Below are 25,582 nucleotides of genomic sequence, written 5' to 3'. Positions count from 1 at the left end.
GCCGGCAGCCCGGCGGGATCCGGGGGGATGTTGCCGAAACGGCAAGAAAGCTTGCCGGAGAACGACCCGCATCGGAGGCTCGGTCCCATGAGCAATCACCCCCACCCCGGACACGGGCAGGTCGCCGCACCCCTCGCGCACACCCACCGCCCGTCGGCACATGTGCACACCTCCGAAGACGTGCTGGTGGACTGGGAGACCCTCGGTCCCTTCCTCGAACGCGGCGCCGAGCTGCACACACCGCTCTACGAGCAGGCGGCGGCCTGGCTGCGTGAGCTGCTCACCGCCGCCGGTGGCACCGGCCCCGACGCCGTGCGGCGGGTCCTCGACGTGGGCAGCGGGCCGGGGGTCGTGGCCTGTCTCCTGGCGCGGGCCTTCCCCGACGCCGAGATCGTCGCGGTGGACGCCGCCGAGGGGCTCCTGGAACGTGCCCGGGCCCGCGCCGACCGCCTCGGGCTGGCCGACCGGGTGCGTACCCATCTCGCCGAGGTCCCGGACGGGCTCGACGCACTCGGCGGGGCGGATCTCATCTGGTCCAGCAAGGCCCTGCACCACGTCGGTGACCAGCGGGCCGCGGTGGCCGCCCTCGCCGGGCATCTGCGGCCCGGCGGTCTGCTGGCCGTCGCCGAGGGCGGTCTGGCCCCGCGTTTCCTGCCGCGCGACATCGGCATCGGCCGCCCGGGGCTTCAGGCACGCCTCGACGCCGTCGGCGAGGAGTGGTTCGCGCAGATGCGGGCGGAGCTGCCCGACGCCGCAGCGGACGTCGAGGACTGGCCGGCCTTCCTCGCGGACGCGGGACTGCGTGCGCCGCGAACCCGCAGCTTCCTGCTGGACCTGCCGGCGCCGCTCTCCGACGACGCACGGCAGTTCATTTCGGCCAATCTCACCCGCAGCAGCGAGGCGTTCGCCGACCGGCTGGAAGCGGACGACCTCATGAACCTCGCCCGGCTGACCGACCCGGAGGACCCGGCGGGCGTCACCCGTCGCCCCGACGTCTTCCTCCTGGCCGCCCAGACCGTGCACACGGCGCGGGCACAGTAACGGCACGGCCCCGGCGGGGTCCGGACACGCCACAGCGCCGCCCGGCACGGCCGGGCGGCGCTGTGGTCGTGGGGGTCAGGCCACGTCGAAGGTGGCCGGGTCCGGGCCCAGCCGGTTGCCGGCGTCGAGGCCGGCGACGACGGCGACGTCCGCGTCGTCCAGCTCGAAGTCGAAGACGTCGAGGTTCTCCTTGATCCGGGACGGGGTCACGGACTTGGGGATGACGACGTTGCCCAGCTGGAGGTGCCAGCGCAGGACGACCTGGGCGGGGGTCTTGCCGTGCTTCGCGGCGAGCTCGGCGATCTTCGGGTCCTCCAGCAGACCCTTGCCCTGACCCAGCGGCGACCAGGCTTCGGTCGCGATGTCGTGCCGCGCGTGGAAGGCGCGGGACTCGGCCTGCTGGAACTGCGGGTGCAGCTCGATCTGGTTCACGGCCGGGACGACGGACGTCTCGCCCAGCAGCCGCTCCAGGTGGGCGGGCTGGAAGTTGGAGACACCGATGGACTTCGCACGGCCGTCCGCGAGGATCTTCTCGAACGCCTTGTACGTGTCGACGTACGCGTCCTTGGAGGGCAGTGGCCAGTGGATCAGATACAGATCCACGTACTCCAGGCCCAGCTTGCCCAGGGAGGTGTCGAAGGCGCGCAGGGTGGAGTCATAGCCCTGTTCCGCGTTCCACAGCTTCGTCGTGACGAAGAGTTCGTCACGGGCGACGCCGGAAGCGGCGAGAGCCTTCCCCGTGCCCTCTTCGTTGCCGTAGATCGCCGCGGTGTCGATGCTGCGGTAACCGGCCTCCAGGGCATGGCCGACGGCGGTGAACGCCTCGTCGTCGGGGATCTGCCAGACGCCGAAACCGAGCTGCGGCATCGCGATGCCGTTGTTGAGCGTGATGGAGGGGACCTTGCTCACGGGGGATTCGATCCTTACGTCGACTTTCCTGTTCCCCCTCGTCAACGATCATCAACCGTGGCGCATTCCCGCGCATCTCGATGGGATACGGAAATCCGGGCGTTCGTATCCGTGTGCGAATGTCCCGGTCCGCGGCGGCCGGCGAGGGCGAGCCCCGCCGCGCCCCGCCCTCAGGACCGGTACAGCGCGTCCACCTCGGCCGAGTACGCCGTCTCGATCGCCTTGCGCTTGAGCTTCAGGGACGGCGTCAGCAGTCCGTGTTCCTCGCTGAACTGGTGAGCCAGTATCCGGAAGGTGCGGATCGACTCCGCCTGGGAGACCAGCGTGTTGGCGGCGACCACGGCGCGCCGGATCTCGGTCTCCAGATCCGGATCGCGCACCAGGTCGGTCGGCGGCAGCTCCGGCTTGCCGCGCATGGCCAGCCAGTGGGCGACCGCCTCGGGGTCCAGGGTCACCAGCGCGGCGACGAACGGCCGGTCGTTGCCGACGACGATGCACTGCGCGACCAGCGGATGCGCCCGTACCCGCTCCTCCAGGCCCACCGGCGAGACGGATTTGCCGCCGGAGGTCACCAGGATCTCCTTCTTCCGGCCGGTGATCGTCAGATAGCCGTCCTCGTCGAGGGCGCCCAGGTCACCGGTGGCGAACCAGCCGTCGTGCAGCACCGCGTCGGTCGCCTTGGGGTCGTTGTGGTAGCCCTGGAAGACCTGGCCGCCGTACAGCCAGATCTCCGTGTCCTCCGCGATGTGCACCGTGGTGCCGGGGACGGGCGTGCCGACGGTGCCGAAGCGGGTCCGCTCGGGCGGGTTGGCGGTGGCGGCCGCGGTGCTCTCCGTCAGGCCGTAGCCCTCGAAAATCCGCACTCCGGCGCCGGCGAAGAACAGCCCGAGGCGGCGCTCCATCGCCGAGCCGCCGGACATCGCATGCCGCACCCGGCCGCCCATCGCCGTACGGACCTTGCTGTAGACGAGCTTGTCGAAGAGCTGATGCTGCATCCGCAGAGCGGCGCCGGGGCCGGGGCCGGTACCGAACGCCTTGTTCTCCTGCGCCTCGGCGTACCGCACCGCGACCTCGACGGCCTTGTCGAACGGACCTTCCTTGCCCTCCGCCTCCGCCTTGCGCCGGGACGCCGCGAAGACCTTCTCGAAGATGTACGGCACCGCGAGGATGAAGGTGGGCTGGAAGCTCTGCAGGTCCGGCAGGAGAGCGCGGGCGGCCAGTTCCGGCTGGTGGGCCAGTTTCACCCGCCCACGGATGGCGGAGACCTGGACCATCCGCCCGAAGACATGCGCCAGCGGGAGGAAGAGCAGCGTCGCCGCCTCGTCGCCCGGCTTCGAGGTGAAGACCGTCTCGTAGCGCATGACCATGTTGTCGGCCTCGGCCATGAAGTTGGCGTGCGTGATGACGCAGCCCTTGGGACGGCCGGTGGTGCCGGACGTGTAGATGATCGTCGCGACCGCGTCCGGGGTGACGGCCAGCCGGTGCCGGTGCACCACGTCGTCGTCGATGTGCGCCCCCGCGGCGGTCAACTCCGCCACCGGGTCGGCGTCCAGCTGCCACAGTTTGCGCAGATGGGGAAGCCGGTCGATGACCGAGCCGATGGTCATCGCGTGGTCCTCGTGCTCGACCAGGCAGGCAGAGACGTCGGCGTCGTACAGCATCCAGCAGACCTGCTCGGCCGACGACGTCGGATACAGCGGTACGGACTGGGCGCCCACGGACCACAGGGCGAAGTCGAACAGGGTCCACTCGTAGCGGGTGCGCGACATGATGCCGACGCGGTCGCCGAACCGGACGCCCTGCGCGAGCAGGCCCTTGGCAAGGGCGAGAACCTCGTCCCGGAACTGTGCCGAGCTGACGTTCTGCCAGTTGCCGTCGTCGTCCTTACGGGCGAGTGCGACACGTTCGGGTTCGGAGTCGGCGTGATCGAAGACGGCGTCCGCAAGCCCGCCGACCCGGGGCGCGGTCGCCAAAGGCGGGACGGTGAACTCGCGCAATGACCCAGCTCCTCGTGGTGCTCCTCACAAGGCCGCGACGGTACCCCACGGTGGCCGCCGGCGGGAGTCCCGTACCACGTGGCGAACGAGCGGGAGCGGGAAGTGGCCAACCGGCTAAATCGGGCTACTTCGGAGAAGCGTGGACATGATCCGGCCCGGTGGGCCCCGAACGATCACGGCATCGGGACGGTATCTGCACGAAATCTCTGCACGCGCCCGCCACGGACGGGTGACCTGCGACGAGGGGGCCGTGGCCGCGTCCGCCCGGGTCGTGCCCTAGGGGAGGTGCAGCCGGTCGCCGCCGGCCAGGATCGCGTCGGCCAGCGCCTCCGCCGGGCCCCGTGCCGCGGCGTCGCGGCGCCCGTGGAGCAGGACGAAGTCCACCCCGCCGAGGTCCGGCAGCCCCGCTCGCGGCGGGATCCGCAGCAGGCCGGGCGGGATCATGCCGAGCGTGTGGGCCATCACGCCCAGCCCCGCGCGGGTCGCGGCGATCAGCCCGTTCAGGCTTCCGCTGGTGCAGGCGATCCGCCACTCCCGGCCCTGGCGCTCCAGGGCTTCCAGCGCGCGGGCGCGGGTCAGCGCAGGTGGCGGATAAACGACCAGAGGAACCGGCTGCTGCGGATCGAGGCGCAGCCGTTCGGTGCCCACCCAGACCAGCCGGTCGTGCCAGACCAGCCGGCCGCGCGACTCCTGGGGGCGGCGTTTGGCGAGAACCAGATCCAGTCGGCCGGCCGCCAGCAGCTCGTGCAGCGTCCCCGACAGCTCGACCGTCAGCTCAAGATCGACTTCGGGATGCTCGCGCCGGAACCCTTCGAGCACCTCCGGCATCCGGGTCAGGACGAAGTCCTCCGAGGCGCCGAACCGCAGCCTGCCGCGCAGCCGGGTGCCGGCGAAGAAACCGGCCGCCCGCTCGTTCGCCTCCAGGATCGTGCGCGCGAAGCCGAGCATCGCCTCGCCGTCCTCGGTCAGCTCCACTGCGTGGGTGTCCCGGGCGAACAGCCGCCGCCCGGCCGCCTCCTCCAGCTTCCGTACGTGCTGGCTCACCGTCGACTGGCGCAGTCCCAGCCGGTGTGCGGCCTGCGTGAAGCTCAGGGTCTGCGCCACGGTGAGGAAAGTGCGCAGCTGCGAGGGTTCGAACACGGGGCTCACCTCAAGGCGTGCGGGCACGGCGACCCGGGTCCGCGAGTGCGTTCCCGAGGGGCATCCCCGGGTCCATCACGATAGGGAATAACAGTCACCACGGTAAGAGGGGTTCCCGATTGCCGGTGTGCACGGCACGCTGGGCCCGGCACCGTCCATGCCATCGCCCAAGAGCCGCCGAACGACCCGAAGAGAGACCATGCACCGCCCTTCGCTCCGTCTGCCCTCCTGGTTGCCCGTGGACGGCTACATCCTTGCGCTGGCGGGGACCGTCGCCCTGGCGGCCGCACTGCCCGCGAGCGGACCGGCCGCGACCGCCGCGGAGGGCACCTCGACGGGCGCCGTCGCGCTGCTGTTCTTCCTCTACGGCGCCCGGCTCTCCACCCGCGAGGCGATGGCGGGGCTGCGCCACTGGCGGCTGCACCTGACCGTCCTGGCCTGCACGTTCGTGATCTTCCCGCTGCTCGGCCTGGCGGCCAGGGGGCTCGTCCCGTACGTCCTGCCGCCCGCCCTCTACACCGGGCTGCTGTTCCTGTGCCTGGTGCCCTCCACCATCCAGTCCTCGATCGCGTTCACCTCGCTGGCGCGCGGCAACGTCGCGGCGGCGATCTGCGCCGGCTCGTTCTCCAGCATCGTCGGCATCGTGGCGACCCCGCTGCTGGCAGCGCTCGTCCTGCGCAGCGGAGGCGCCGGGTTCTCGGCCGGCGCGCTGCTCTCGATCGGCGGCCAGCTCCTGCTGCCGTTCGTGGCCGGCCAACTGCTGCGGCGCTGGATCGGCGGCTTTCTCACCCGGCACAAGAAGGTCCTCGGCCATGTCGACCGCGGCTCGATCCTGCTCGTCGTCTACACCGCGTTCAGCGCCGGCATGGTCCAGGGCATCTGGCACCAGGTCTCGCCACTGCGCCTGCTGTGCCTGCTGGGCGTGGAGGCCGTGCTGCTCGGGGTGATGCTGACCGGCACCTCGTACGGCGCGAAGAAGCTCGGCTTCGCCCGCGAGGACCGGGTCGCCATCACCTTCGCCGGTTCCAAGAAGAGCCTGGCGGCCGGCCTGCCGATGGCCAGCGTGCTCTTCGGCGCGCACGCCGGACTTGCGGTGCTGCCGCTGATGTTGTTCCACCAGATGCAGTTGATGGTCTGCGCGGTCCTGGCGAAGCGGTACGCGCGGTCCGCCGCGGAGGCCGTCGGCGAGACCGGGGCGGCGGAGGGCCACGACGCTCGCGCGGCTGCCGGCGAGGAGGCGGACACGGAGGCCGGTGCCGTCGTGGGCGGTGCCCGGCGATGACGGCCGGTGCGAGGACAGCGTGCAGAGCCCGATGACGTGCCGTGACGGGTGCTCCTACGGCGCCGGTGCTGCTGTCCTCGCCGGATGTCCCGCTCAGGTCAGTTCCGCTCCCCTCCGCGCACTCTGTCCAGCGCCAGCCGGAGCACCGGGGGAGCCGAAAGGGGGCCGTTGCCCGCGCGTACGCCGGACAGTTCGGCGTCGGTCAGTGCTCGTCGATAGACGCCCACCTCGTCCAGGGCGCCGGTGAACCGGGCGCGACTGTCGGCCCGCTGGCCCAGGTGCACGCCGAAGACCGAGCCTCGGCTGACCGTCCCCGGGACGTCGGGGGCGGCGACGGGCGGCCGGGCGTCCACCGTGAGGAGAAGCCGGCCCCCGGTGCGGCGCAGCGCCAGATGGTGCCAGCGGCCGTCGTTGTACGCCTCGTTGGTCGCGACCTCGGCGGTGGCGGCCGGCTTGGCGCCGTCAACGGCGGTGACCCGCGCGGTGATCCGGCCGCCCGCGGGATCGGCGCTCAGGGCGACCTGTGGTGACCGGCTGCCCACCCCGCCCATCCACAGCAGTGGCTGTTCGCCGGTCGCGGCGTCGTAACGGAACCACAGGGTGGTGGTGAAGTCGTGGGTGCCGAGAGGGAGTGAGTCACGGTAGGGGAGGCGGACGGCGTCGTCCGTGCCGTCGAAGGCCAGTGCACGGCCGAAGACACCGTCGATGGTACGGGCGCCGCCCAGCACGAGGGCCGGCCGGGCGCGCCGGGCGTCGTCCCGCGTCGTCGGGTCCGGGGCGCGGCGCGGGCCCAGCCAGTCCTCGGTGAAGCGGGCGAAGCGGATCTCGTCGCGGGCGTCGACCGCGCCGCCTTCGTAGAGCAGGCCGGTGACCTCCGGGGAGACGGCGACCAGGTCGGAGTAGCCGGCCCAGTCGGTGGACACCCGGGCGCCCCGGTCGACGCCTTCCCAGGTGCGGCCCTCGTCGTAGGAGGAGCGGATGGTCATCGTCCGGCGCCGGTCGGGATCGGCGGGTGCGGCGAGCAGGGTGCGGCTGCGTCCGTCGGCGGCCGGGGAGGCGGGCAGACGCAGCGCCGAGCCCTGCACCATGGGGGTGTAGAGGTCGGGGATCGCGCGGAACGGCGCGGTGAAGGAAGCGCCGCCGTCGCGGCTGACGGCGTGGTCGCGGTGCCCCAGGTCCGTACCGTCCTGCTCGCGGCCGTTGACGTAGATCGAGCCGTCGGAGCGTTCCAGGAGCGTCATCTCGGACGGCTTCTGGCGGAAGGTGCCGTCCGCGGCGATCGGCCAGCTGTCCAGGGCGCCGACCCGCCAGCTGCGGCCTCCGTCGTCGCTGTGCACCAGGGCCGCGTGGTTGGCGGTGACGCGGCCGCCCGCGTAGCTCTCGGCGTTGATGCCGAAGACCAGGCGGCCGGCGTGCCGGCCCCGGGCGAGCTGGATGCCGTGCACGGGCCCCGTCGCGTACCAGGAGTTCCACTGCGGGGGCCGGATGGTGGGGGTCAGGTCCCGGGGCGCGGACCAGGTCGCGCCGTCGTCGTCGCTGTACTGCAGGTGCGGGGTCCGGTCACAGGGGACGTCGCAGCTGCGGCCGTCGTCGCGGCCCTTGTTGTAGGTCTCGGCGAGGACGATGCGTCCGGTGCGGCGGTCCACGATGGGGGCAGGATTGCCGTGGGTGTCGCCGTCGCCGTGGTTGATGATCTGGAGCGGCCCCCAGGTGCGGCCGCCGTCGGTGGAGCGCTTGAGGACGAGGTCGATATCGCCCGAGTCGCCGCAGTCGTGCGTCCGGCCCTCGGCGAACGCGAGGAGGGTGCCGCGTACGGACTTCACGATCGCGGGTATACGGAAGCAGGCGTAACCCGGATCCTGAGCGGCCTTGAAGAGGACCTGCTGATCGAATCCGCCCGCCGGGGAGGGCGCGGCGGACGCTGCGGCCCCTTCCGACGCCACGTCAGGCGCGGCCTGTGCGGGGGTGGTCGGGAGGAGGGCCAGGGTCGCGGCGGCAAGGGCGACCGCGGCGCGGTTTCGCCCGGGTCTGCTGCGGGGGCTGGGGTGTGCGCGGAGAACTGACGTCATGTCCGGCCTGCCCTTCGAGGCATTGGCGTCGGGTCATCAGGACATCCCACGTCCTAGGTGCGGTGCGACGGAACGTACTGCTGCACGGAGGGCGCGACAAGGAGCGTGCGCCGGTTCTCCGCGCCGGGGCCGGAATTCACTCACCCGGCTCGCAGCCTCTGTGCCGTATGCGCTGCGCGAGCCGGCGGTGCACGGTGCGGCGCACGCTGCGCATGGGCCGTGTGCGGCGCCTGCCACGTCTGTGACATCACACGGAACGGTGAGCGTTCCGGGGGTGTTCGGCCGCTCACCGGACTGACCGCCCGGGACCGGCCCCGGCCACGCGGGGACCCCGTCCGCCGGTCCGCCGGCCCGTGTGACGGGCGGGCGGCTCAGCCCGTGCCGGGTTCTGCCGGCAGCACCAGCCGGTGCTCGCCCGCGTACACGTTCATGGAGGTGCCGCGCAGGAACCCGACGAGTGTCAGGCCGGTCTCCGCGGCCAGGTCCACGGCCAGCGAGGAGGGGGCGGAGACGGCGGCGAGGGCCGGGATGCCCGCCATCACGGCCTTCTGGGCAAGCTCGAACGACGCCCGGCCGGAGACCATCAAGACGCATGACGACAGCGGCAGCAGCCCCTGTTGCAGCGCACGTCCGACGATCTTGTCGACCGCGTTGTGCCGCCCCACGTCCTCGCGGATGTCCAGCAGTTCACCGTCCATGGTGAACAGGGCGGCGGCGTGCAGCCCGCCGGTCCGGTCGAAGACCCGCTGGGCGGCCCGGAGCCGGTCGGGGAGGGCGGCCAGTGTCGCCGGTTCGATGCGGACGGGGGTGTCGGGGGAGCGGTCCAGGGTGAAGCGCGCGGTGGTGCGGACCGCGTCCAGACTGGCCTTGCCGCACAGCCCGCAGGATGACGTCGTGTAGACGTTGCGCTCCAGCGAGATGTCCGGGACGGGGACGCCCTCCGCGAGCCGGACGTCGACGATGTTGTAGGTGTTGGCGCCCCTCCCGCTTCCGGCCTCGCCGGTGCCCTCGGTGGCACCGGCGCAGTAGACGATGTTCGCCAGCTCGTCGGCGCTCGCCAGGACGCCCTCGCTGACGAGGAAGCCCGCGGCGAGGGCGAAGTCGTCCCCCGGTGTGCGCATGGTGATCGCCAGCGGCTTGCCGCCGAGGCGGATCTCCAGCGGCTCCTCGACGACGAGGGTGTCCGGGCGGGTGCTGACCGCCCCGTCGCGGATACGGATGACGCGGCGTCGCTCGGTGACCCGTCCCATGTCTGATCAGTCCCGTCCTTACCGGTCGCGCTCAGCCCCGGTTCTGTAAGCGTCTGTATGTGTGGGTGGCCGAAGCGGCCCTTGATGCAGAGATTGCCGCGGGTCACCGGGTTGTCGTGCGGAGAGATGACCTTGACGATCTCATTCTCCTGCACCCGCGGTGTGAGGTTGCAGCCCCCACCGCGGTACGCGCACACCGCCCTCGTCCCGGTCCGTGCGGACTCGTCCCGGGCGGCGCGGTCGGGGTGCGGGCGGAGGGCCGGACGGCGTCAGGTCAGTCGCGCAGCACCCGGCCGCCGAAGGCGCCCTTGCCGTCCGCCGTGGCCCAGGCCGTCTCCAGCTCTGCCTGGGTCGACGCCCGCCAGTCAGGGGTGTCCTGGACGAAGGCGCGGCCGAGGCGGCGGCCCAGTTCGACCATCTCCCGACCGGCCGCGCCCCGCTCCGCGCCGTACGACGCCAGCGCCTCGGGCCGCTTCGGCAGCGCCCGCAGCGCGGATTCCAGCGCGACCGCGTCCTGGAGGGCCTTGACCGCGCCGGCGCCGGTGTGCGGGCGGGCGACGGTCGCCGCATCGCCGAGCAGGACCAGTCGCCCGTGGCTGTAGCGCGGCGCCGTGACGTCGTAGATCGGCTGAATGAAGCGCTCCTGCGCCGGGGTCAGCCGGATCAGTCCGCCCCAGTAGGGCGGCAGCAGCTCGTCCGCGACCTGCCGGAAGCGGGCGTGCAGGGGTTCGGTGAGGGTGCCGGGTGGCAGGCTGCTGGGGCTGTCCAGCCGCAGTTCGAGGCCGGCGGGCGGCGCGGTGTAGAGGACCCAGTTGGCCCGGTGGCCGCCCTGGCCGTCCGGAATGCGGTAGATGACGACGTGGCCGCCGGGGAACGCGCCGTAGACGCAGTCCTCCTGCGCCCAGGGGTCTTTCGGCAGGCCCGGGAGGTCGAGCGTGGTCAGCCGGTCGGCGGACACGGTGCCGCGCCAGGCGAGATAGCCGGCGTAACCGGGCCGGACGTCGGGGAAGGCGGCGTCGCGGACCACCGAGCGGTAGCCGTCGGCGCCGATCACCAGATCGAAGCGCGCGATGCCCTTGGTGCCACCGCCTGCGCCGGCATCCGCACCGCCGTCGTGGTGCAGCGTGGCGCCGTCCGCGGACCCGGTGACGCTGCGGACCGTCACCCCCGCGCGAAAGCCGACGGTTGACGGCAGTCTGTCGCGGAGTGCGTGCCAGAGCGGGCCCCACGCGTACGAACGGAACGGGAAGGGCTGGACGGCGATCTGACGGCCGAGCGGCGCGGCGCCGTCGCGGACGTACCAGCGGCGGGTGGTCAACTGCACCCAGGGCATGGACGCGTTCAGATATCCGGCGGCCGACAGCTCGGCGTATCTGTCGTTGTGCACGGCGAGGCCGACGCCGCGCTCCGCGAGGCGGCCGGCGGCGCGTTCGTGAACGGTGATCCGGCCCGCACCCGCCCGGTGTGCGGCGAGCGCCGCGGCGCAGCCGGCGATACTGCCGCCCACCACGGCGACATCGGCCCCCGCGAGCGCCAAGCTGTGCATGCGCATACGATCCGCCCCTGTTCCGGCGTCGGGTCCGCGTCCGCCGGTTGCTCTTCCCCCCGCTGCTGCCGCCGGTCGGTCGGCGCCGGAGCGAACACGCCCAGTGTCGCAGGAGTTGAGGCAGGCGGCGAGTGGATCCGTGGTGCGGGCGGGTGCCCGAGGTACGGGTGCCCCTGGTCTCCGGGCTCGCGCGGACCGTCGCTGTCTGCGCCACATCCTCATACGCCTCCGCAGGGGCCTCGGTACTGTCCACAGGGCTACCGCCGGGAGCCGTGCCGAAGCTCGAACGGCCCGACCCGGCCTGCCCCGGCCCGCTGCGCGAGCGTGTCAGCGGCCGTGCGCCAAGGGTGAGCCGGCCGGCGGGTGCGCTGGAACCACGCGCCGGTGGCCGGGCAGCGCGGCAAGCAGCGGTGGATCGAGGAGCTGATCGCGGCCATCTCCGACCGGCCATGAGGCGCGCGCCCCCCGGTCATGCGCGCACCGAGCACACCCGCTGCTCCTACTACGAGCGCGAGGACGCCTGACCCGCCCCTGGCGAACTGCCCGTTCCGACCGTGCCGTCTCATGCTTTGTCCTCGGACAGGAGAAAGTCGGTATGGATTCTGTCCGTAGTTCTTCCCCGTGAGGACAAGCGCTGCTACGTTCCCCTCGAAAGCCCGGAGTTGACGCCGCACGGAAGCGTCGGCGACACCGGTCCGTCGATGCCGAGTACGGCTGGAGGGGTGGCGTGAGGCGCATGACGGCCAGGCCCGCGAACGCGCACCAGGCGCGGCTGCTCCGCCTGTTGCGTGACGACGGTCCCAACTCCCGTGCGCAACTGGGCGATCAGGTCGATCTTTCCCGATCCAAGCTGGCGGTGGAGGTCGACCGGCTGCTGGAGACCGGACTCGTGGTCGCCGACGGACTCGCCGCCTCGCGCGGCGGCCGCCGCTCCCACAACATCCGGCTCGCCCCCACGCTGCGCTTTCTCGGCGTGGACATCGGTGCCACCTCGGTCGACGTGGCCGTCACCAACGCCGAGCTGGAGGTGCTCGGACATCTGACCCAGCCCATGGACGTACGGGAGGGGCCGGTCGCGGTCTTCGAGCAAGTCCTGGCGCTGGCGGCCAAGTTGCAGGCCAGTGGGGTCGCGGAGGGGTTCGACGGCGCCGGGATCGGCGTCCCCGGTCCGGTCCGCTTCCCCGAAGGGGTGCCGGTCGCCCCACCGATCATGCCCGGCTGGGACGGCTTTCCCGTCCGCGAGGCACTCAGCCAGGAACTGGGCTGCCCGGTCATGGTCGACAACGACGTGAACCTGATGGCGATGGGAGAACAGCACGCGGGTGTCGCCCGCACCTCGCAGGACTTCCTCTTCGTCAAGATCGGCACCGGGATCGGCTGCGGGATCGTCGTCGGCGGGGAGGTCTACCGCGGTACGACGGGCAGCGCCGGCGACATCGGTCACATCCAGGTCGAGCCGGACGGCCGACCGTGCGCCTGCGGCAACCGAGGCTGCCTGGAGGCGTACTTCGGCGGCGCCGCGCTCGCCCGGGACGCGACGGACGCCGCCCGCGACGGCACGTCCGCGGAACTCGCCGCACGGCTGGAGGCGGGCGGCCCGCTCACCGCTTCCGACGTGGCCGCCGCGGCGGCCTCCGGCGATGGCTCCGCACTGGAGCTGATCCGGTCCGGTGGCACCCGCACCGGCCAGGTCATCGCCGGCCTGGTCAGCTTCTTCAACCCCGGGCTCGTGGTCATCGGCGGCGGGGTCACCGGCCTCGGCCACACCCTGCTCGCCGCCATCCGCACCCAGGTCTACCGCCAGTCGCTGCCGCTGGCGACCGGCAACCTGCCGATCGTCCTCGGGGAGTTGGGGCAGGCCGCCGGGGTGACCGGCGCCGCCCGTCTGATCAGCGATCACCTGTTCTCACCCGCCTGACCCGCACCGCACGCCCATGCCCCGGGCGTACCGCAGGCGCGGTCCAACCGTGGCACCCCGAGCGCACCCGCACCTGACCTGGGCACCGCCAGGACGCAGACCGCACGCACCACGAGAGTTCAGCGCAGCGAAGTCGCAGCATCGCGACAGTTCGACGCCCGACAGTTCGACGCCGCGACAGCACAGCACCACGCACCGCACGAGCCAGTACCGCCCGCGCACATCCCGCTGTTCCGTACGCACCGCCCGCTGTACGCACCGCACGGCACCGTCCGCGCCGCACCCGTACCGAGCCCGCCCGCGCACCGCCGCATCACCGTCCCGCCGCGCAGCGCTTCGCCCTGCCCGTTTGCCCTGCCCGCTCACCGGCGTCCCGCCGAGGAGGCCCGCCATGGCACCAGAGCACCGCCCCGAACGACCCGCCGGCCCGCCCGGCCGGCCCGCACCCCTGCTCACCATGGGAGGCATCACCAAGTCCTTTCCGGGCGTCCGGGCCCTGGACGGCGTGGATCTCGATGTCGCCGCCGGGGAAGTGCACTGCCTCCTCGGCCAGAACGGCGCCGGGAAGTCCACCCTGATCAAGGTGCTGGCCGGTGCGCACCAGCCGGACGGCGGGGAGATCCGCTGGCAGGGCGAGCCGGTCACGCTCAAGTCGCCGATCGCCGCCATGCGCCTGGGCATCGCCACCATCTACCAGGAACTCGACCTGGTGGAGCATCTGTCCGTCGCGGAGAACGTCTTCCTCGGCCATGAGGTCGCCACCGGCGGATTCGTCCGCTCCGGCGAGGCCAGGGCGCGTACGGCCGCGCTCCTCGCCCGCCTCGGTCACCCGGAGATCGCCCCCGGCGCGCTCGTCGGCAGTCTCTCCGCCGCCGGGCAGCAGATCGCGTCGATGGCGCGTGCGTTGTCCCACGACGTCCGGCTGATCGTGATGGACGAACCCTCCGCCGCACTGGACCCGGACGAGGTCGACAACCTCTTCCGCATCGTCGCCGACCTGACCGCCGCGGGGGTCGCCGTCGTCTACATCTCGCATCGCCTGGAGGAGATCCGGCGGATCGGAGACCGCGTCACCGTTCTCAAGGACGGCCGGGCCGCCGCCCGCGGACTCGACGCCCGCGCGACGCCCACCCGCGACATCGTCGCCCTGATGACCGGCCGGACCGTCGAGCACGCCTTCCCGCGGCGACCACCACCCGTCGCGCCCGTGCACGCGCCGGTGCTGACCGTCCAAGGGCTGGCCCGCGAGGGCGAGTTCGCGCCCCTGGACCTCGTCCTGCACCCCGGCGAGATCCTCGGCCTCGCCGGGCTCGTCGGATCGGGCCGTTCGGAAATCCTGGAGACCGTATTCGGGGCCCGCCGGCCCACCGCAGGGCGCGTCCTCGTCGACGGGCGGCCGCTGCGGCCCGGCAGCGTGCCGGCCGCGGTACGCGCCGGCCTCGGCCTCGCCCCCGAGGAGCGCAAGTCCCAGGCGCTGCTGCTCCTGGAATCGGTCAACCGCAATGTCTCGGTCTCCTCCCTGGCGCGGTTCGCCCGCGCGGGCTGGCTGAACCGCACGGCGGAGAAGGCCGCGACGCGGGCCGCCACCCGCAACCTCAGCCTGCGGCCCGACGATCCGGACCGCCCCGTCCGCACACTCTCCGGCGGCAACCAGCAGAAGGCGGTGCTGGCCCGCTGGCTGCTGCGCGGCTGCCGGGTGCTGCTGCTGGACGAGCCGACGCGGGGCGTGGACGTCGGCGCACGGGCCGAGCTGTACGCGGTGATCCGGCGGCTGGCCGACGAGGGCGTCGCGGTGCTGCTGGTCTCCAGCGAGGTGCCGGAAGTGCTCGGCCTCGCCGACCGGGTGCTGGTTCTGCGCGAGGGGCGGGTGGTCCACGAGGCCGCCGCCGCCTCGCTGGACGAGCACCGGGTGCTGGACCTGGTCATGTCCGGTGGCGGCCCGAAGCGGCCCGGGGCACGGACCGGGGGCCGGTCATGAGGGCGGGCCGTGGCAGGGGATGGTCCCCTCGACGCGCGCCGCTCGCCCCGCACGCGCCGGACACCCGGAGCGCCGCCCCCGCGCGGTGCGCCGCGCACGCCCCGTACCCGTGCCCTTCGGCCCCCGCGCCGCAGCGGGCGGCCGCCCCGTCCCGCGATCCGCGACCCGTACGGCCGGCCGCGCCGTCGCCGACACTGCGAGGAGATCGACCGTGAACACCTCCGAAGGGCAAGTCCCCCTCGCCAAGAGCTCCCGCGGCGACGCGGCAGGGCCGGGCGTGCCGCAGGGCGATACGGCACCCGGCGCGTCCGACCCGCACAAGGAGCGGCCGACGCGGCACGCTTCGGCCCGGCCGGGCCGCCACCTCGGTGCCCGCCTCGACCTGCGCAACCTGTCGCTGCTCGGGGTGCTCGGCGCACTCGTCGTGGTCGGCGCGCTCACGAAACCCGACCAGTTCCTGAGCGTGCAGAACCTCCAACTCGTGCTCACCCAGGCCTCGGTCATCGGTGTGGTCACCGTCGGCGTCACCTTCGTCATCATCGGCGGCGGCATCGACCTGTCCGTCGGCGCCATGGTCGCCCTGGCCACCGTCTGGGCGACGACCCTGGCCACCCAGGAGTACGGGGCGGCCGGCATCCTCTTCTGCGCCCTGGCCGTCGGCCTGGCCTGCGGACTCGTCAACGGCCTGCTGGTCAGCTTCGGCAGCATGGTGCCGTTCATCGCCACCCTCGCCATGCTCGCCTCGGCCCGCGGCCTCGCCCTGCAGATCAGCGAGGGCCGCACCCAGATCGTTTCCGTCGAGCCGGTGCTCGAACTCGGCCAGCGGGACGCCTACGTGCTCGGTGTGCCACCGATCGTGCTGGTCTTCGCGGCCGTCACCGTCATCGGCTGGCTGGTGCTGAACCGCACCACCTTCGGCCGCCGCACCGTCGCCGTCGGCGGCAACCCCGAGGCCGCCCGGCTCGCCGGGATCGACGTCCGGCGCCAACGGCTGATGCTGTACCTGCTGTCCGGCCTGTGCTGCGGCATCGCCGCCTTCCTGCTCATCGTGCTCACCGGCTCCGGCCAGAACACCAACGGAAACCTCTACGAACTCGACGCCATCGCCGCCGCGATCATCGGCGGGACCCTGCTCAGCGGCGGCCGCGGCACCATCACCGGCTCCGTGCTCGGCGTCCTCGTCTTCACCACCATCACCAACCTGTTCGCGCTGAACAACCTGGAGACCGCAGTCCAGCAGATCGCCAAGGGCGCGATCATCGTCGCCGCCGTACTGATCCAGAGGAAGGGCCGCACCTCATGACGGAGCACACCGAGCACACACCGGGCACCGGGCAACGCACCAGCCGCAGAGGAATGCTCTTCGGCGCCGCCGCGGTGTCCGCGGGTGCCTTCCTCACCGCCTGCACCAGCAACGAGAACAACGCCAAGGCGGCGGGGAGCAGCGAACAGCAGCAGGCGGGAGGCATCGACGACAAGCCGGGCCGGCACGTCACCCTCGGCTTCGCCGGGCCGCAGGCCGACCACGGCTGGCTCAACGCCATCAACGAGAACGCCAAATCCCGGGCGGCGCGCTACAAGGACGTCACCCTGGAGATCACCGAGGGGTCCAACGACACCGCCCAGCAGATCGGGCAGATCGAGACCCTCATCAACAAGAAGGTCGACGTCCTGGTGATCCTGCCGGCCGACGGCAAGGCCCTCACCCAGGTCGGCCTCAAGGCCATGCGGGCGGGCATCCCCGTCGTCAACCTCGACCGGGTCTTCGCCTCGCCGCAGGCCTACCGCTGCTGGATCGGCGGCGACAACTACGGCATGGGCCTCAACGCCGGCCGCTACATCGGCGAACAGCTCAAGGGCAAGAAGCGCGCCAAGGTCGTCGAGCTGGCCGGGATCGACAATCTGGAGCTGACCCGGCAGCGCACCAAGGGCTTCGACGACGCCCTGAAGAACTACCCCAACATCGAGAAGGTCGGCCGGCAGGCGGCGGACTTCACCGTCGAGTCCGGCCAGTCGAAGATGGCGGGCCTCCTGCAGGCGCACCCCGACTTCGACGCGCTGTGGAACCACGACGACGACCAGGGAGTCGGCGCGGAGCGCGCCATCAAGCAGGCCGGCCGCGACGGCTTCCTGATGGTCGGCGGCGCCGGGTCCCGCAAGGTCATGGACACCATCAAGGCCGGTGACTCCGTGCTGAAGGCGACCGTGCTCTACCCGCCGACGATGTCCGCCTCCGCCATCGACCTGGCCCGCGCCCTCGCCCAGGGCAAGGGCATCGGCGGCATGGCCGAGCTGGAGATCCCGGCCTCCCTCACCCTCTACTCCGCCGTCGTCACCAAGGACAACGTCGACGACTACCTCTCCACCGGCTTCAACTGACCGGCCGGTGAGCGGCCGCCGCCCGGCCGGTCCCGCCGCGCACCGGCGTCGACCGCCCGGCCACGCGCCGCAGGAGAGCGACCTCCCACCGTCGACAGACGAGGTGATTCATGGAAGACAACGCGCAGGACTCCCGTCAGGCGCCCGCACTCGGCGTCGGCATGGTCGGATACGCCTTCATGGGCGCCGCCCACTCCCAGGGGTGGCGCACCGCGGGACGCGTCTTCGACCTGCCGCTGCGCCCGGCGATGAACGCCGTCTGCGGGCGGGACCCGGCCGCCGTACGCGCCGCCGCCGACAAGCTGGGCTGGGCCGCCACCGAGACCGACTGGCGGCAGTTGATCGCCCGCGACGACGTGCAGCTGGTCGACATCTGTACACCCGGAGACAGTCACGCCGAGATCGCCGTCGCCGCCCTGGAGGCGGGCAAACACGTGCTGTGCGAGAAGCCGCTCGCCAACTCGGTCGCCGAGGCGGAGGCGATGACCGCCGCCGCCGAGGCTGCCCGCGGCCGCGGCCAGATCGCCATGGTGGGCTTCAACTACCGCCGTACGCCCGCTCTGGCGCTGGCCCGCCGGATGGTCACGGCCGGCCGTATCGGCAGGTTGCGTCACGTCCGTGCGGCCTATCTCCAGGACTGGCTGGTGGACCCGGCGGCGCCGATGGGCTGGCGGCTGCGGCGCGAGCACGCCGGGTCCGGCGCGCTCGGCGACCTCGGCGCGCATATCGTCGATCTCGCCCAGCATCTGGCGGGGGAGTGGCTGACCGGTGTCTCCGCCCTCACCGAGACGTTCGTCCCCGAGCGGCCGCTGCCCGGCGGCGGGCGCGGCCGGGTCACCGTGGACGACGCGGCGCTGTTCACCGGCCGCTTCGCCTCCGGCGCGCTGGCCTCGTTCGAGGCCAGCCGGGTCGCGGCCGGCCGCAAGAACTCCCTGCGCATCGAACTCAACGGTGAGCACGGCTCGTTGGCGTTCGACCTGGAGCGGCTCAACGAGCTGTCCTTCCACGACCAGACCGAACCGGCCGACGCCGCCGGGTTCCGCCGCATCCTGGTCACCGAGCCCGAACACCCCTACCTGAAGGCATGGTGGCCGCCAGGCCACGGCCTCGGCTACGAGCACACCTTCGTCCACCAGGCGCGTGACCTCGTGCACGCCATCGCCACCGGTCAGCCGCCGGAGCCGTCCTTCGCGGACGGGCTGCAGGTCCAGCGGGTGCTGGCGGCGGTGGAGGACAGCGCGGCGAAGAACTGCGCGTTCACCTCGGTGGTGCCGGTGCCGGTCTGAGTCCCCTGGACCTCCCGCACTCCCCGCACTCGTTGTACCCGCTGCGCTCCCGTGCTCCCCGCATGTGTCCGACCGCTCCAAGGAGGCTCGAATGCCGAGACCGTTCACGCTCTTCACCGGGCAGTGGGCAGACCTGCCGCTGGAAGAGGTCTGCCGCCTGGCCCGCGACTTCGGCTACGAAGGACTGGAACTCGCCTGCTGGGGCGACCACTTCGAGGTCGACCGGGCGCTCGCCGAGCCGGGATATCTCGCCGGCAGACATCAGCTCCTGGAGAAGTACGGCCTCACCTGCTGGGCGATCTCCAACCACCTGGTGGGACAGGCGGTCTGCGACGCGCTGATCGACGAACGCCACCAGGCCATCCTGCCCGCCCGGATCTGGGGCGACGGTGAGCCCGAAGGGGTACGGCGGCGAGCGGCGGCCGAGATCGCCGACACCGCGCGGGCCGCCGCGGCCTTCGGCGTGCGTACCGTCATCGGCTTCACCGGCTCGGCCATCTGGCATCTGGTCGCGATGTTCCCCCCGGTGCCGCCCGGCATGATCGAGCGCGGCTACCAGGACTTCGCCGACCGCTGGAATCCGATCCTGGACGTCTTCGACGCCGAGGGCGTGCGGTTCGCCCACGAGGTGCACCCGGGCGAGATCGCCTACGACTACTGGACCACGCACCGGGCCCTGGAGGCGGTCGGCCACCGCCCGGCCTTCGGCCTCAACTTCGACCCCAGCCACTTCGTCTGGCAGGACCTGGACCCGGTGGGCTTTCTCTACGACTTCCGCGACCGGATCTACCACGTGGACTGCAAGGAGGCCAGGCGCCGGCTGGACGGCCGCAACGGGCGGCTCGGCTCCCATCTGCCCTGGGGCGACCCGCGCCGCGGCTGGGACTTCGTCTCCGCCGGGCACGGTGACGTGCCGTGGGAGGACGTCTTCCGGATGCTGCGCTCGATCGGCTACGACGGGCCGGTGTCGGTGGAGTGGGAGGACGCCGGGATGGACCGGTTGCAGGGCGCGCCCGAGGCGCTGGCCCGGCTGCGGGCGTACGACTTCGAGCCGCCCACCGCCTCCTTCGACGCCGCGTTCGGCGGTGGCGACTAGTCCGACCGCCCAAGTCTTTGTCCTTTCCGAAGAAAAAGACGATGTAGTTGCTGTGTGAAGGCTTCCCGGATCCGGCGAATGGGGCTACCGTCCCAGACGATGTCCACACGTGTCGTGGGCATGACAGTGATACAACGTCAGGTCGTCGACACGAGGTGACGGACCGGCATATTTGGCGCCATGTCACCGTCCGTCTCCGCGCACCGCTTGACGCACCGTCACGACGTCACACCGGCACAGATGTACCGCCGGCGCAGCGACAACGCCGGCCCCGCTGCCGCGGAACCCGCACTCCAAGCGCAGCGCAGTGAGATCAGCGCAACACAGCGAACTCCCCCCATCGACAACCCGCACGGGAGGCACCGCGTGTACCGCAAACGGCACCGACTTCGCAGAATCCGTCCGGCCCTCGCCCTCTTCGCCGGCGGCCTGCTGGCAGCCGGATCGCTCTCCCTGACCGGGGTGACGGCCGCCGGCGCCGCTCCGGCCGGCGACCAGGCCGCAACCAAGGCGGCCGCCGAGGACTTCCAGCAGGTCACCCTCGCCAAGGGCGAGACCGAGATGGGCGAGCCCATGACGCTCGCCGTCCTGCCCGACCGCTCCGTGCTGCACACCGCACGCGACGGCACACTGCGGCTGACCGGCTCCGGCGGCGACACCGCCGTGGCCGGCAAAATTCCCGTCTACTCCCATGACGAAGAGGGCCTGCAGGGCGTCGGCGTCGACCCCGGATTCACCGAGAACCGCTTCATCTACCTTTACTACGCACCCCAGTTGGACACTCCCGCGGGCGATGCCCCCAACGAAGGGACGGCCGCCGACTTCGCGAAGTTCGACGGCGTCAACCGCCTCTCCCGCTTCGTGCTGAAGACCGACGGCACCCTGGACACCGCCAGCGAGAAGAAGATCCTCGACGTCCCCGCCAGCCGCGGCATCTGCTGCCACGTCGGCGGTGACATCGACTTCGACGCGCAGGGCAACCTCTATCTCTCGACCGGCGACGACTCCAACCCGTTCGCCTCCGACGGCTTCACCCCCATCGACGAACGCGCCGGCCGCAACCCCGCGTACGACGCGCGGCGCAGCGCAGGCAACACCAATGACCTGCGCGGCAAGATCCTGCGCATCAAGGTGGCCGACGACGGCTCGTATACCGTCCCGGACGGCAACCTCTTCCCGCAGGGGACCGAGAAGACACGGCCCGAGATCTACGCCATGGGCTTCCGCAACCCGTTCCGGATGAGCGTCGACAAGCCCACCGGCACCGTCTACGTCGGCGACTACGGCCCGGACGCCGGCGCCGCCGACCCCAAGCGCGGCCCGGCAGGGCAGGTCGAGTTCGCCCGCATCACCAAGCCCGGCAACTTCGGCTGGCCGTTCTGCACCGGCAAGAACGACGCGTACATCGACTACGACTTCGCCACCCAGACCTCGGGAGCGGCCTTCGACTGCGCCGCCCCCAAGAACACCTCCGCGCTCAACACCGGCCTCACCGACCTGCCGGCCGCGCAGCCCGCCTGGATCCCCTACGACGGCGGCTCGGTGCCCGAATTCGGCACCGGCTCGGAATCGCCCATGGGCGGCCCGGTCTACCACTACGACGCCGCGTCCGACTCCAAGGTGAAGTTCCCCGAGTCCTACGACAACAACTTCTTCGCCGGGGAGTTCGGCCGCGCCTGGATCAAGCGGATCGATCAGACCGACGACGGCACCGTGTCGTCCATCAACGCCTTCCCCTGGGCCGGCACGCAGGTCATGGACATGGCCTTCGGCCCCGACGGCGCGCTGTACGTCCTGGACTACGGCACGGGCTACTTCAACGGCGACGAGAACTCCGCGCTCTACCGCATCGAGAACGCCACCGACGGCCACTCCCCGGTCGCCCAGGCCAAGGTCGACAAGACCTCGGGGCAGGCGCCGCTGGCCGCGAAGTTCACCGCCTCGGCCACCGACGCGGACGGCGGAGCCATCGGCTACAGCTGGGACTTCGGGGACGGCGACACCGCCACCGAGCAGAACCCGTCGCACACGTACACCAAGAACGGGACCTACACCGCGACCGTCACCGCCAAGGACAGCACCGGCCGCACCGGGTCGGCCAGTGTGCACCTGACCGTCGGCAACACCGCGCCGAAGGTGACCCTGGAGCTCCCCGGTGACGGGCAGCTGTTCACCTTCGGCGACAAGGTGCCCTTCAAGGTGAAGGTCAGTGACCCCGAGGACGGCACGATCGACTGCAGCAAGGTCAAGGTGACCCATGTCCTCGGTCACGACAGCCACGGGCACCCCGTCACCTCGGCCAACGGCTGCGAAGGCACCCTCCAGACGCTGGCGGACGGCGAGCACGACCCCAACGCCAACATCTTCGGGGTCTTCGACGCCGAGTACACCGACAAGGGCGCGGGCGGCCAGCCCGCGCTGACCACGCACGACCAGAACGTCGTCCAGCCCAAGCACCGGCAGGCCGAGCACTTCGACACCTCCGAGGGCGTCAAGATCGTCTCGCACACCCCGGCGCACGGCGGCAGGACCGTCGGTGAGATCCACAACGGTGACTGGATCGCCTTCACGCCGTACATCGTCGGCAACGCCAAGAAGATCACCGCGCGGATCGCCTCGGCGGGCACCGGCGGCACCCTGGAGATCCGTACCGGCTCCGCCGACGGCAAGCTCATCGGCTCCGCCGAGGTCCCGGTGACCGGCGGCTGGGAGACCTATGCCGACGTCAGCGCCGATCTCAAGGCGCCGGGTAGTGGCACCACGACGCTCTACCTCGTCTTCAAGGGCAGTGGCAGCGAGGCCCTCTACGACGTGGACGACTTCACCTTCACCACCGGCTGAGGTCCACGGCGCCGCCCCCGCCCCGCAGCACGGCTGACCCGCACCACCGCCGACAGCCGTCCCACGGCTGACACTCGCCGACCGGGGCGTACGGACCGGACCACCCGCCGCACCCGGCGGGCGGACCGGGCCGTACGCCCCGCCCGGAGGAAGGACACCCGATGCACCCCTCCGCACGCCTGGGCGTCACGGCCGCCGCGGCCGCCACCCTCCTCGCCGCCATGGCCCTGCCCGGCGCCGCCGCACCCGCCCCCCGCGACAACGGAAGCCGCGTCCTGGTCTTCTCCAAGACCGCCGGTTTCCGCCACGACTCCATTTCCGACGGGATCGCCGCCGTCAAGGAGCTCGGCGAGCAGAACGGCTTCGCCGTCGACGCCACCGAGGACGCCGCGACCTTCAACGACACCGATCTCGCGCGCTACGACGCCATCGTCTTCCTCTCCACCACCGGCGACGTCCTCGACAACGGCCAGCAGGGCGCCTTCGAGCGCTACATAGCCGACGGGGGAGGGTACGTCGGGGTGCACGCCGCCGCCGACACCGAATACGACTGGCCCTTCTACGGCGGCCTGGCCGGCGCCTACTTCGACTCCCACCCGGCCATCCAGCCCGCCACCGTCCGCGTCGAGGACCGCGCCCACCCCGCCACCGCCCACCTCGACGGCGCCTGGAACCGCACGGACGAGTGGTACAACTACCGCACCAACCCGCGTGAGCGCGCCCATGTCCTCGCCACCCTCGACGAATCGTCGTACAGCGGCGGGAACATGAATGGCGACCACCCGCTCTCCTGGTGCCAGGAATACCAAGGCGGACGTGCCTTCTACACCGGCGCGGGTCACACCAAGGAGTCCTACGCGGAACCGGCGTTCCGCACCCACCTGCTCGGCGGCATCCGCTACGCCACCGGCGCCGCCCAGGCCGACTGCCGCCCCGAACAGGGCTACCGCCCGCTCTTCGACGGCACCTCGACGGACGGCTGGAAACAGGCCGGGCCCGGATCCTTCACCCTCAGCGACGGCACCCTGACGTCCTCCGGCGGCATGGGCCTCCTCTGGTACGAGGCGAAGGAGTTCGGCGCGTACTCCCTCAAGCTCGACTGGAGGATGACCGGGGACGACAACTCCGGGATCTTCCTGGGCTTCCCGCCCTCCGACGACCCCTGGACCGCCGTCGACAACGGCTATGAGATCCAGATCGACGCCACCGACGCCCCCGACCGGACCACCGGCTCCGTCTACACCTTCCAGGCCGCCGACATCGAGGCCCGCGACGCCGCGCTGAACCCGCCTGGCTCCTGGAACACCTACGAGATCCGTGTGCAGGGCGAACGCCTGCAGATCTGGCTCAACGGCCGCAAGATCAACGACTTCACCAACACCGACCCCGCCCGCAGCCTGCGCCAGGGACACATCGGCATCCAGAACCACGGTGCCGACGACGAGGTGTCCTTCCGCAACATCCGGGTGAAGGAACTGCCGGACACTCCGGCGGGCGGGACGCGGGGGAAGGGTGGCAAGTGATGACCCGACGCCAGTGTGACGGGACGCCCGCGGAGCAGGCCGCCCCGGACGCCGTGGCAGCGGCCGGGGACACTGCCCGGCACGTCCGAGCGGAAGGGACCGCGCCGGAGCGGGGCACGCGGCACGAGGAGGCGGGCGGGCCGCCCGGCCGCACCGGCGTCTGGCTCATCGGCGCCCGCGGCTCCGTCGCGACGACCGTGATCGCCGGCTGCGCCGCGCTCACCGCGGGCCTGCACCCGCCCACCGGCATGGTCACCGAGACCACCCCCTTCACCGACCCGCCCGTCCCGGCCCTGCCGCCGCTGGCCTCCCTCGTCTTCGGTGGCCACGACATCGCCTCCTGCCCGCTCCCCAAGCGCGCCGAGGAGCTGGCCGCGGGCGGTGTCCTGCCGCCCGGCCTGCCGCGCGCGGTGCACGCAGAACTCGCCGCGGCGGACGCCGCGATCCGCCCCGGCGGCCCACAGAACGGCGACACCCGCGACGACGCCGAACTGGTCGCGGCCTTCGCCGCCGACCTGCGCGCGTTCCGCCGCGACCACGACCTCGACCGCACCGTCGTGATCAACGTCGCCGCCACCGAGCCGGTCCCCGAGGACCCCCGCACGGACCGGCTGCCGACCAGCTCGCTCTACGCGCACGCCGCGCTGCGCGCAGGCTGCCCGTACCTCAACTTCACCCCCTCCACCGGCCTGCACCACCCCCTCCTCCAGGAGATGGCCGCCGTCAGCGGGCTGCCGTACGCGGGCCGCGACGGCAAGACGGGCCAGACCCTGCTGCGCAGTGTGCTCGCCCCGATGTTCAGCCAGCGGGTGCTTGCCGTACGCGCCTGGTCCGGCACCAACCTTCTCGGTGGCGGCGACGGCGCGGCCCTCCAGGAGCCGGGCGCCGCGGCCGCGAAGAACGCGGGGAAGGCCCGCGTGCTCGCCGACACCCTCGGTGAACTCCCCGCGGGTGAGGTGCACATCGACAACGTTCCGGCGCTCGGCGACTGGAAGACCGCCTGGGACCACATCGCCTTCGACGGGTTCCTCGGCAACCGGATGATCCTGCAGACCATCTGGCAGGGCTGCGACTCGGCGCTCGCCGCGCCCCTCGTCCTGGACCTGGCCCGGCTGCTGGCCGCCGCCCACGCCGTCGGCCTGTCCGGGCCACAACCCGCTCTCGGCTTCTACTTCAAGGACCCGGACGGCGGCCCGTCCGCCCTCTCCGACCAGTACGCGGATCTCGTCGCCTTCGCCGACCGGCTGCGCGCGGGGCGGCGCCCGTGAGCGGGGGAGGCGGCGACGACGCGGAGTCCGGTGCACCCACATATGGGCGTGGGACAGAA

At 72.0% G+C, this 25,582-nt stretch carries 17 protein-coding genes and 1 pseudogene; 11 read left to right on the top strand and 7 right to left on the bottom strand.

Annotated features, from left to right (window positions below; genetic code table 11):
* Window positions 1-87 precede the first annotated feature (87 nt).
* On the top strand, window positions 88-1,041 hold the full coding sequence (locus tag ACH4FH_RS08790) for a class I SAM-dependent methyltransferase (RefSeq protein WP_398555043.1): 954 nt from the start codon (window positions 88-90) through the stop codon (window positions 1,039-1,041).
* A gap of 75 nt (window positions 1,042-1,116) precedes the next feature.
* On the opposite strand, the gene ACH4FH_RS08785 is transcribed toward ACH4FH_RS08790, so the two are convergent.
* The 3 genes from ACH4FH_RS08785 to ACH4FH_RS08775 form a co-directional block, all read right to left on the bottom strand.
* Window positions 1,117-1,950 (bottom strand): aldo/keto reductase, encoded by an 834-nt coding sequence (locus ACH4FH_RS08785; RefSeq protein WP_398555042.1) that lies wholly within the window; start codon window positions 1,948-1,950, stop codon window positions 1,117-1,119.
* A 170-nt stretch (window positions 1,951-2,120) separates the two neighbouring features.
* Entirely contained in the window at window positions 2,121-3,947 is a 1,827-nt protein-coding gene (locus tag ACH4FH_RS08780) for an AMP-dependent synthetase/ligase (protein ID WP_398555041.1), read from the bottom strand.
* 276 nt (window positions 3,948-4,223) lie between these two features.
* Window positions 4,224-5,087 carry a LysR family transcriptional regulator gene (locus ACH4FH_RS08775; protein WP_398555040.1) on the bottom strand — a complete coding sequence of 288 codons (864 nt, stop codon included), beginning with the start codon at window positions 5,085-5,087 and terminating at the stop codon, window positions 4,224-4,226.
* 199 nt (window positions 5,088-5,286) lie between these two features.
* Here ACH4FH_RS08775 and ACH4FH_RS08770 point away from each other — a divergent pair, with 199 nt between their 5' ends.
* A complete protein-coding gene (locus ACH4FH_RS08770; RefSeq protein WP_398555039.1) occupies window positions 5,287-6,369 on the top strand; it encodes a bile acid:sodium symporter family protein in 1,083 nt (360 codons plus the stop codon).
* 98 nt (window positions 6,370-6,467) lie between these two features.
* On the opposite strand, the gene ACH4FH_RS08765 is transcribed toward ACH4FH_RS08770, so the two are convergent.
* The 4 genes and pseudogenes from ACH4FH_RS08765 to ACH4FH_RS08750 all read right to left on the bottom strand — a co-directional run bounded on the left by ACH4FH_RS08765 (window position 6,468) and on the right by ACH4FH_RS08750 (window position 11,240).
* Entirely contained in the window at window positions 6,468-8,438 is a 1,971-nt protein-coding gene (locus ACH4FH_RS08765; protein WP_398555038.1) for an exo-alpha-sialidase, read from the bottom strand.
* 371 nt (window positions 8,439-8,809) lie between these two features.
* A complete protein-coding gene (gene fdhD, locus ACH4FH_RS08760; protein WP_398555037.1) occupies window positions 8,810-9,688 on the bottom strand; it encodes a formate dehydrogenase accessory sulfurtransferase FdhD in 879 nt (292 codons plus the stop codon).
* 53 nt (window positions 9,689-9,741) lie between these two features.
* A pseudogene (locus ACH4FH_RS08755) lies at window positions 9,742-9,915 on the bottom strand (Fe-S-binding domain-containing protein); the annotation flags it as partial.
* A gap of 47 nt (window positions 9,916-9,962) precedes the next feature.
* A complete protein-coding gene (locus ACH4FH_RS08750; RefSeq protein ID WP_398555036.1) occupies window positions 9,963-11,240 on the bottom strand; it encodes an FAD-dependent monooxygenase in 1,278 nt (425 codons plus the stop codon).
* A 730-nt stretch (window positions 11,241-11,970) separates the two neighbouring features.
* On the opposite strand from ACH4FH_RS08750, the gene ACH4FH_RS08745 reads away from it, so the two are divergent.
* The 9 genes from ACH4FH_RS08745 to ACH4FH_RS08705 all read left to right on the top strand — a co-directional run bounded on the left by ACH4FH_RS08745 (window position 11,971) and on the right by ACH4FH_RS08705 (window position 25,523).
* Entirely contained in the window at window positions 11,971-13,152 is a 1,182-nt protein-coding gene (locus ACH4FH_RS08745; protein ID WP_398555035.1) for an ROK family transcriptional regulator, read from the top strand.
* 391 nt (window positions 13,153-13,543) lie between these two features.
* A complete protein-coding gene (locus ACH4FH_RS08740; RefSeq protein WP_398555034.1) occupies window positions 13,544-15,130 on the top strand; it encodes a sugar ABC transporter ATP-binding protein in 1,587 nt (528 codons plus the stop codon).
* A gap of 277 nt (window positions 15,131-15,407) precedes the next feature.
* On the top strand, window positions 15,408-16,433 hold the full coding sequence (locus ACH4FH_RS08735; protein WP_398555219.1) for an ABC transporter permease: 1,026 nt from the start codon (window positions 15,408-15,410) through the stop codon (window positions 16,431-16,433).
* The gene (locus ACH4FH_RS08730) at window positions 16,430-17,509 is read left to right on the top strand and encodes a substrate-binding domain-containing protein (RefSeq protein WP_398555033.1); all 1,080 of its coding nucleotides are present in this window, start codon (window positions 16,430-16,432) and stop codon (window positions 17,507-17,509) included. The genes ACH4FH_RS08735 and ACH4FH_RS08730 overlap by 4 nt, the downstream gene beginning before the upstream one ends.
* A 110-nt stretch (window positions 17,510-17,619) precedes the next feature.
* Complete coding sequence (locus ACH4FH_RS08725) at window positions 17,620-18,795, top strand: Gfo/Idh/MocA family protein (protein WP_398555032.1); 1,176 nt, start codon at window positions 17,620-17,622, stop codon at window positions 18,793-18,795.
* Window positions 18,796-18,886: 91 nt separating this feature from the next.
* Window positions 18,887-19,891 (top strand): sugar phosphate isomerase/epimerase family protein, encoded by a 1,005-nt coding sequence (locus ACH4FH_RS08720; protein WP_393891697.1) that lies wholly within the window; start codon window positions 18,887-18,889, stop codon window positions 19,889-19,891.
* A gap of 366 nt (window positions 19,892-20,257) precedes the next feature.
* On the top strand, window positions 20,258-22,732 hold the full coding sequence (locus ACH4FH_RS08715) for a PQQ-dependent sugar dehydrogenase (protein ID WP_398555031.1): 2,475 nt from the start codon (window positions 20,258-20,260) through the stop codon (window positions 22,730-22,732).
* A gap of 161 nt (window positions 22,733-22,893) precedes the next feature.
* Entirely contained in the window at window positions 22,894-24,255 is a 1,362-nt protein-coding gene (locus tag ACH4FH_RS08710) for a ThuA domain-containing protein (protein WP_398555030.1), read from the top strand.
* Window positions 24,255-25,523, top strand: a complete 1,269-nt coding sequence (locus ACH4FH_RS08705) for an inositol-3-phosphate synthase (RefSeq protein WP_398555029.1) — start codon at window positions 24,255-24,257, stop codon at window positions 25,521-25,523. The genes ACH4FH_RS08710 and ACH4FH_RS08705 overlap by 1 nt, the downstream gene beginning before the upstream one ends.
* The last annotated feature ends 59 nt before the right edge of the window (window positions 25,524-25,582 follow it).

Origin of the sequence: Streptomyces sp. NPDC017993, from assembly GCF_044328065.1 — a bacterium.
Lineage (GTDB): Bacteria > Actinomycetota > Actinomycetes > Streptomycetales > Streptomycetaceae > Streptomyces.
The sequence above is the reverse complement of the archived record's forward strand: the minus strand, read 5'-3'. Positions and strand labels throughout refer to the sequence as shown.

Excerpts from the sequence above, each read along its gene's own strand:
- ACH4FH_RS08750 (WP_398555036.1), bottom strand. The coding sequence starts at position 11,240 with ATGCGCATGCACAGCTTGGCGCTCGCGGGGGCCGATGTCGCCGTGGTG.
- ACH4FH_RS08765 (WP_398555038.1), bottom strand. The coding sequence starts at position 8,438 with ATGACGTCAGTTCTCCGCGCACACCCCAGCCCCCGCAGCAGACCCGGG.
- ACH4FH_RS08705 (WP_398555029.1), top strand. The coding sequence starts at position 24,255 with ATGACCCGACGCCAGTGTGACGGGACGCCCGCGGAGCAGGCCGCCCCG.
- ACH4FH_RS08730 (WP_398555033.1), top strand. The coding sequence starts at position 16,430 with ATGACGGAGCACACCGAGCACACACCGGGCACCGGGCAACGCACCAGC.
- ACH4FH_RS08720 (WP_393891697.1), top strand. The coding sequence starts at position 18,887 with ATGCCGAGACCGTTCACGCTCTTCACCGGGCAGTGGGCAGACCTGCCG.
- ACH4FH_RS08710 (WP_398555030.1), top strand. The coding sequence starts at position 22,894 with ATGCACCCCTCCGCACGCCTGGGCGTCACGGCCGCCGCGGCCGCCACC.
- ACH4FH_RS08770 (WP_398555039.1), top strand. The coding sequence starts at position 5,287 with ATGCACCGCCCTTCGCTCCGTCTGCCCTCCTGGTTGCCCGTGGACGGC.
- fdhD (WP_398555037.1), bottom strand. The coding sequence starts at position 9,688 with ATGGGACGGGTCACCGAGCGACGCCGCGTCATCCGTATCCGCGACGGG.
- ACH4FH_RS08790 (WP_398555043.1), top strand. The coding sequence starts at position 88 with ATGAGCAATCACCCCCACCCCGGACACGGGCAGGTCGCCGCACCCCTC.
- ACH4FH_RS08740 (WP_398555034.1), top strand. The coding sequence starts at position 13,544 with ATGGCACCAGAGCACCGCCCCGAACGACCCGCCGGCCCGCCCGGCCGG.
- ACH4FH_RS08725 (WP_398555032.1), top strand. The coding sequence starts at position 17,620 with ATGGAAGACAACGCGCAGGACTCCCGTCAGGCGCCCGCACTCGGCGTC.
- ACH4FH_RS08745 (WP_398555035.1), top strand. The coding sequence starts at position 11,971 with ATGACGGCCAGGCCCGCGAACGCGCACCAGGCGCGGCTGCTCCGCCTG.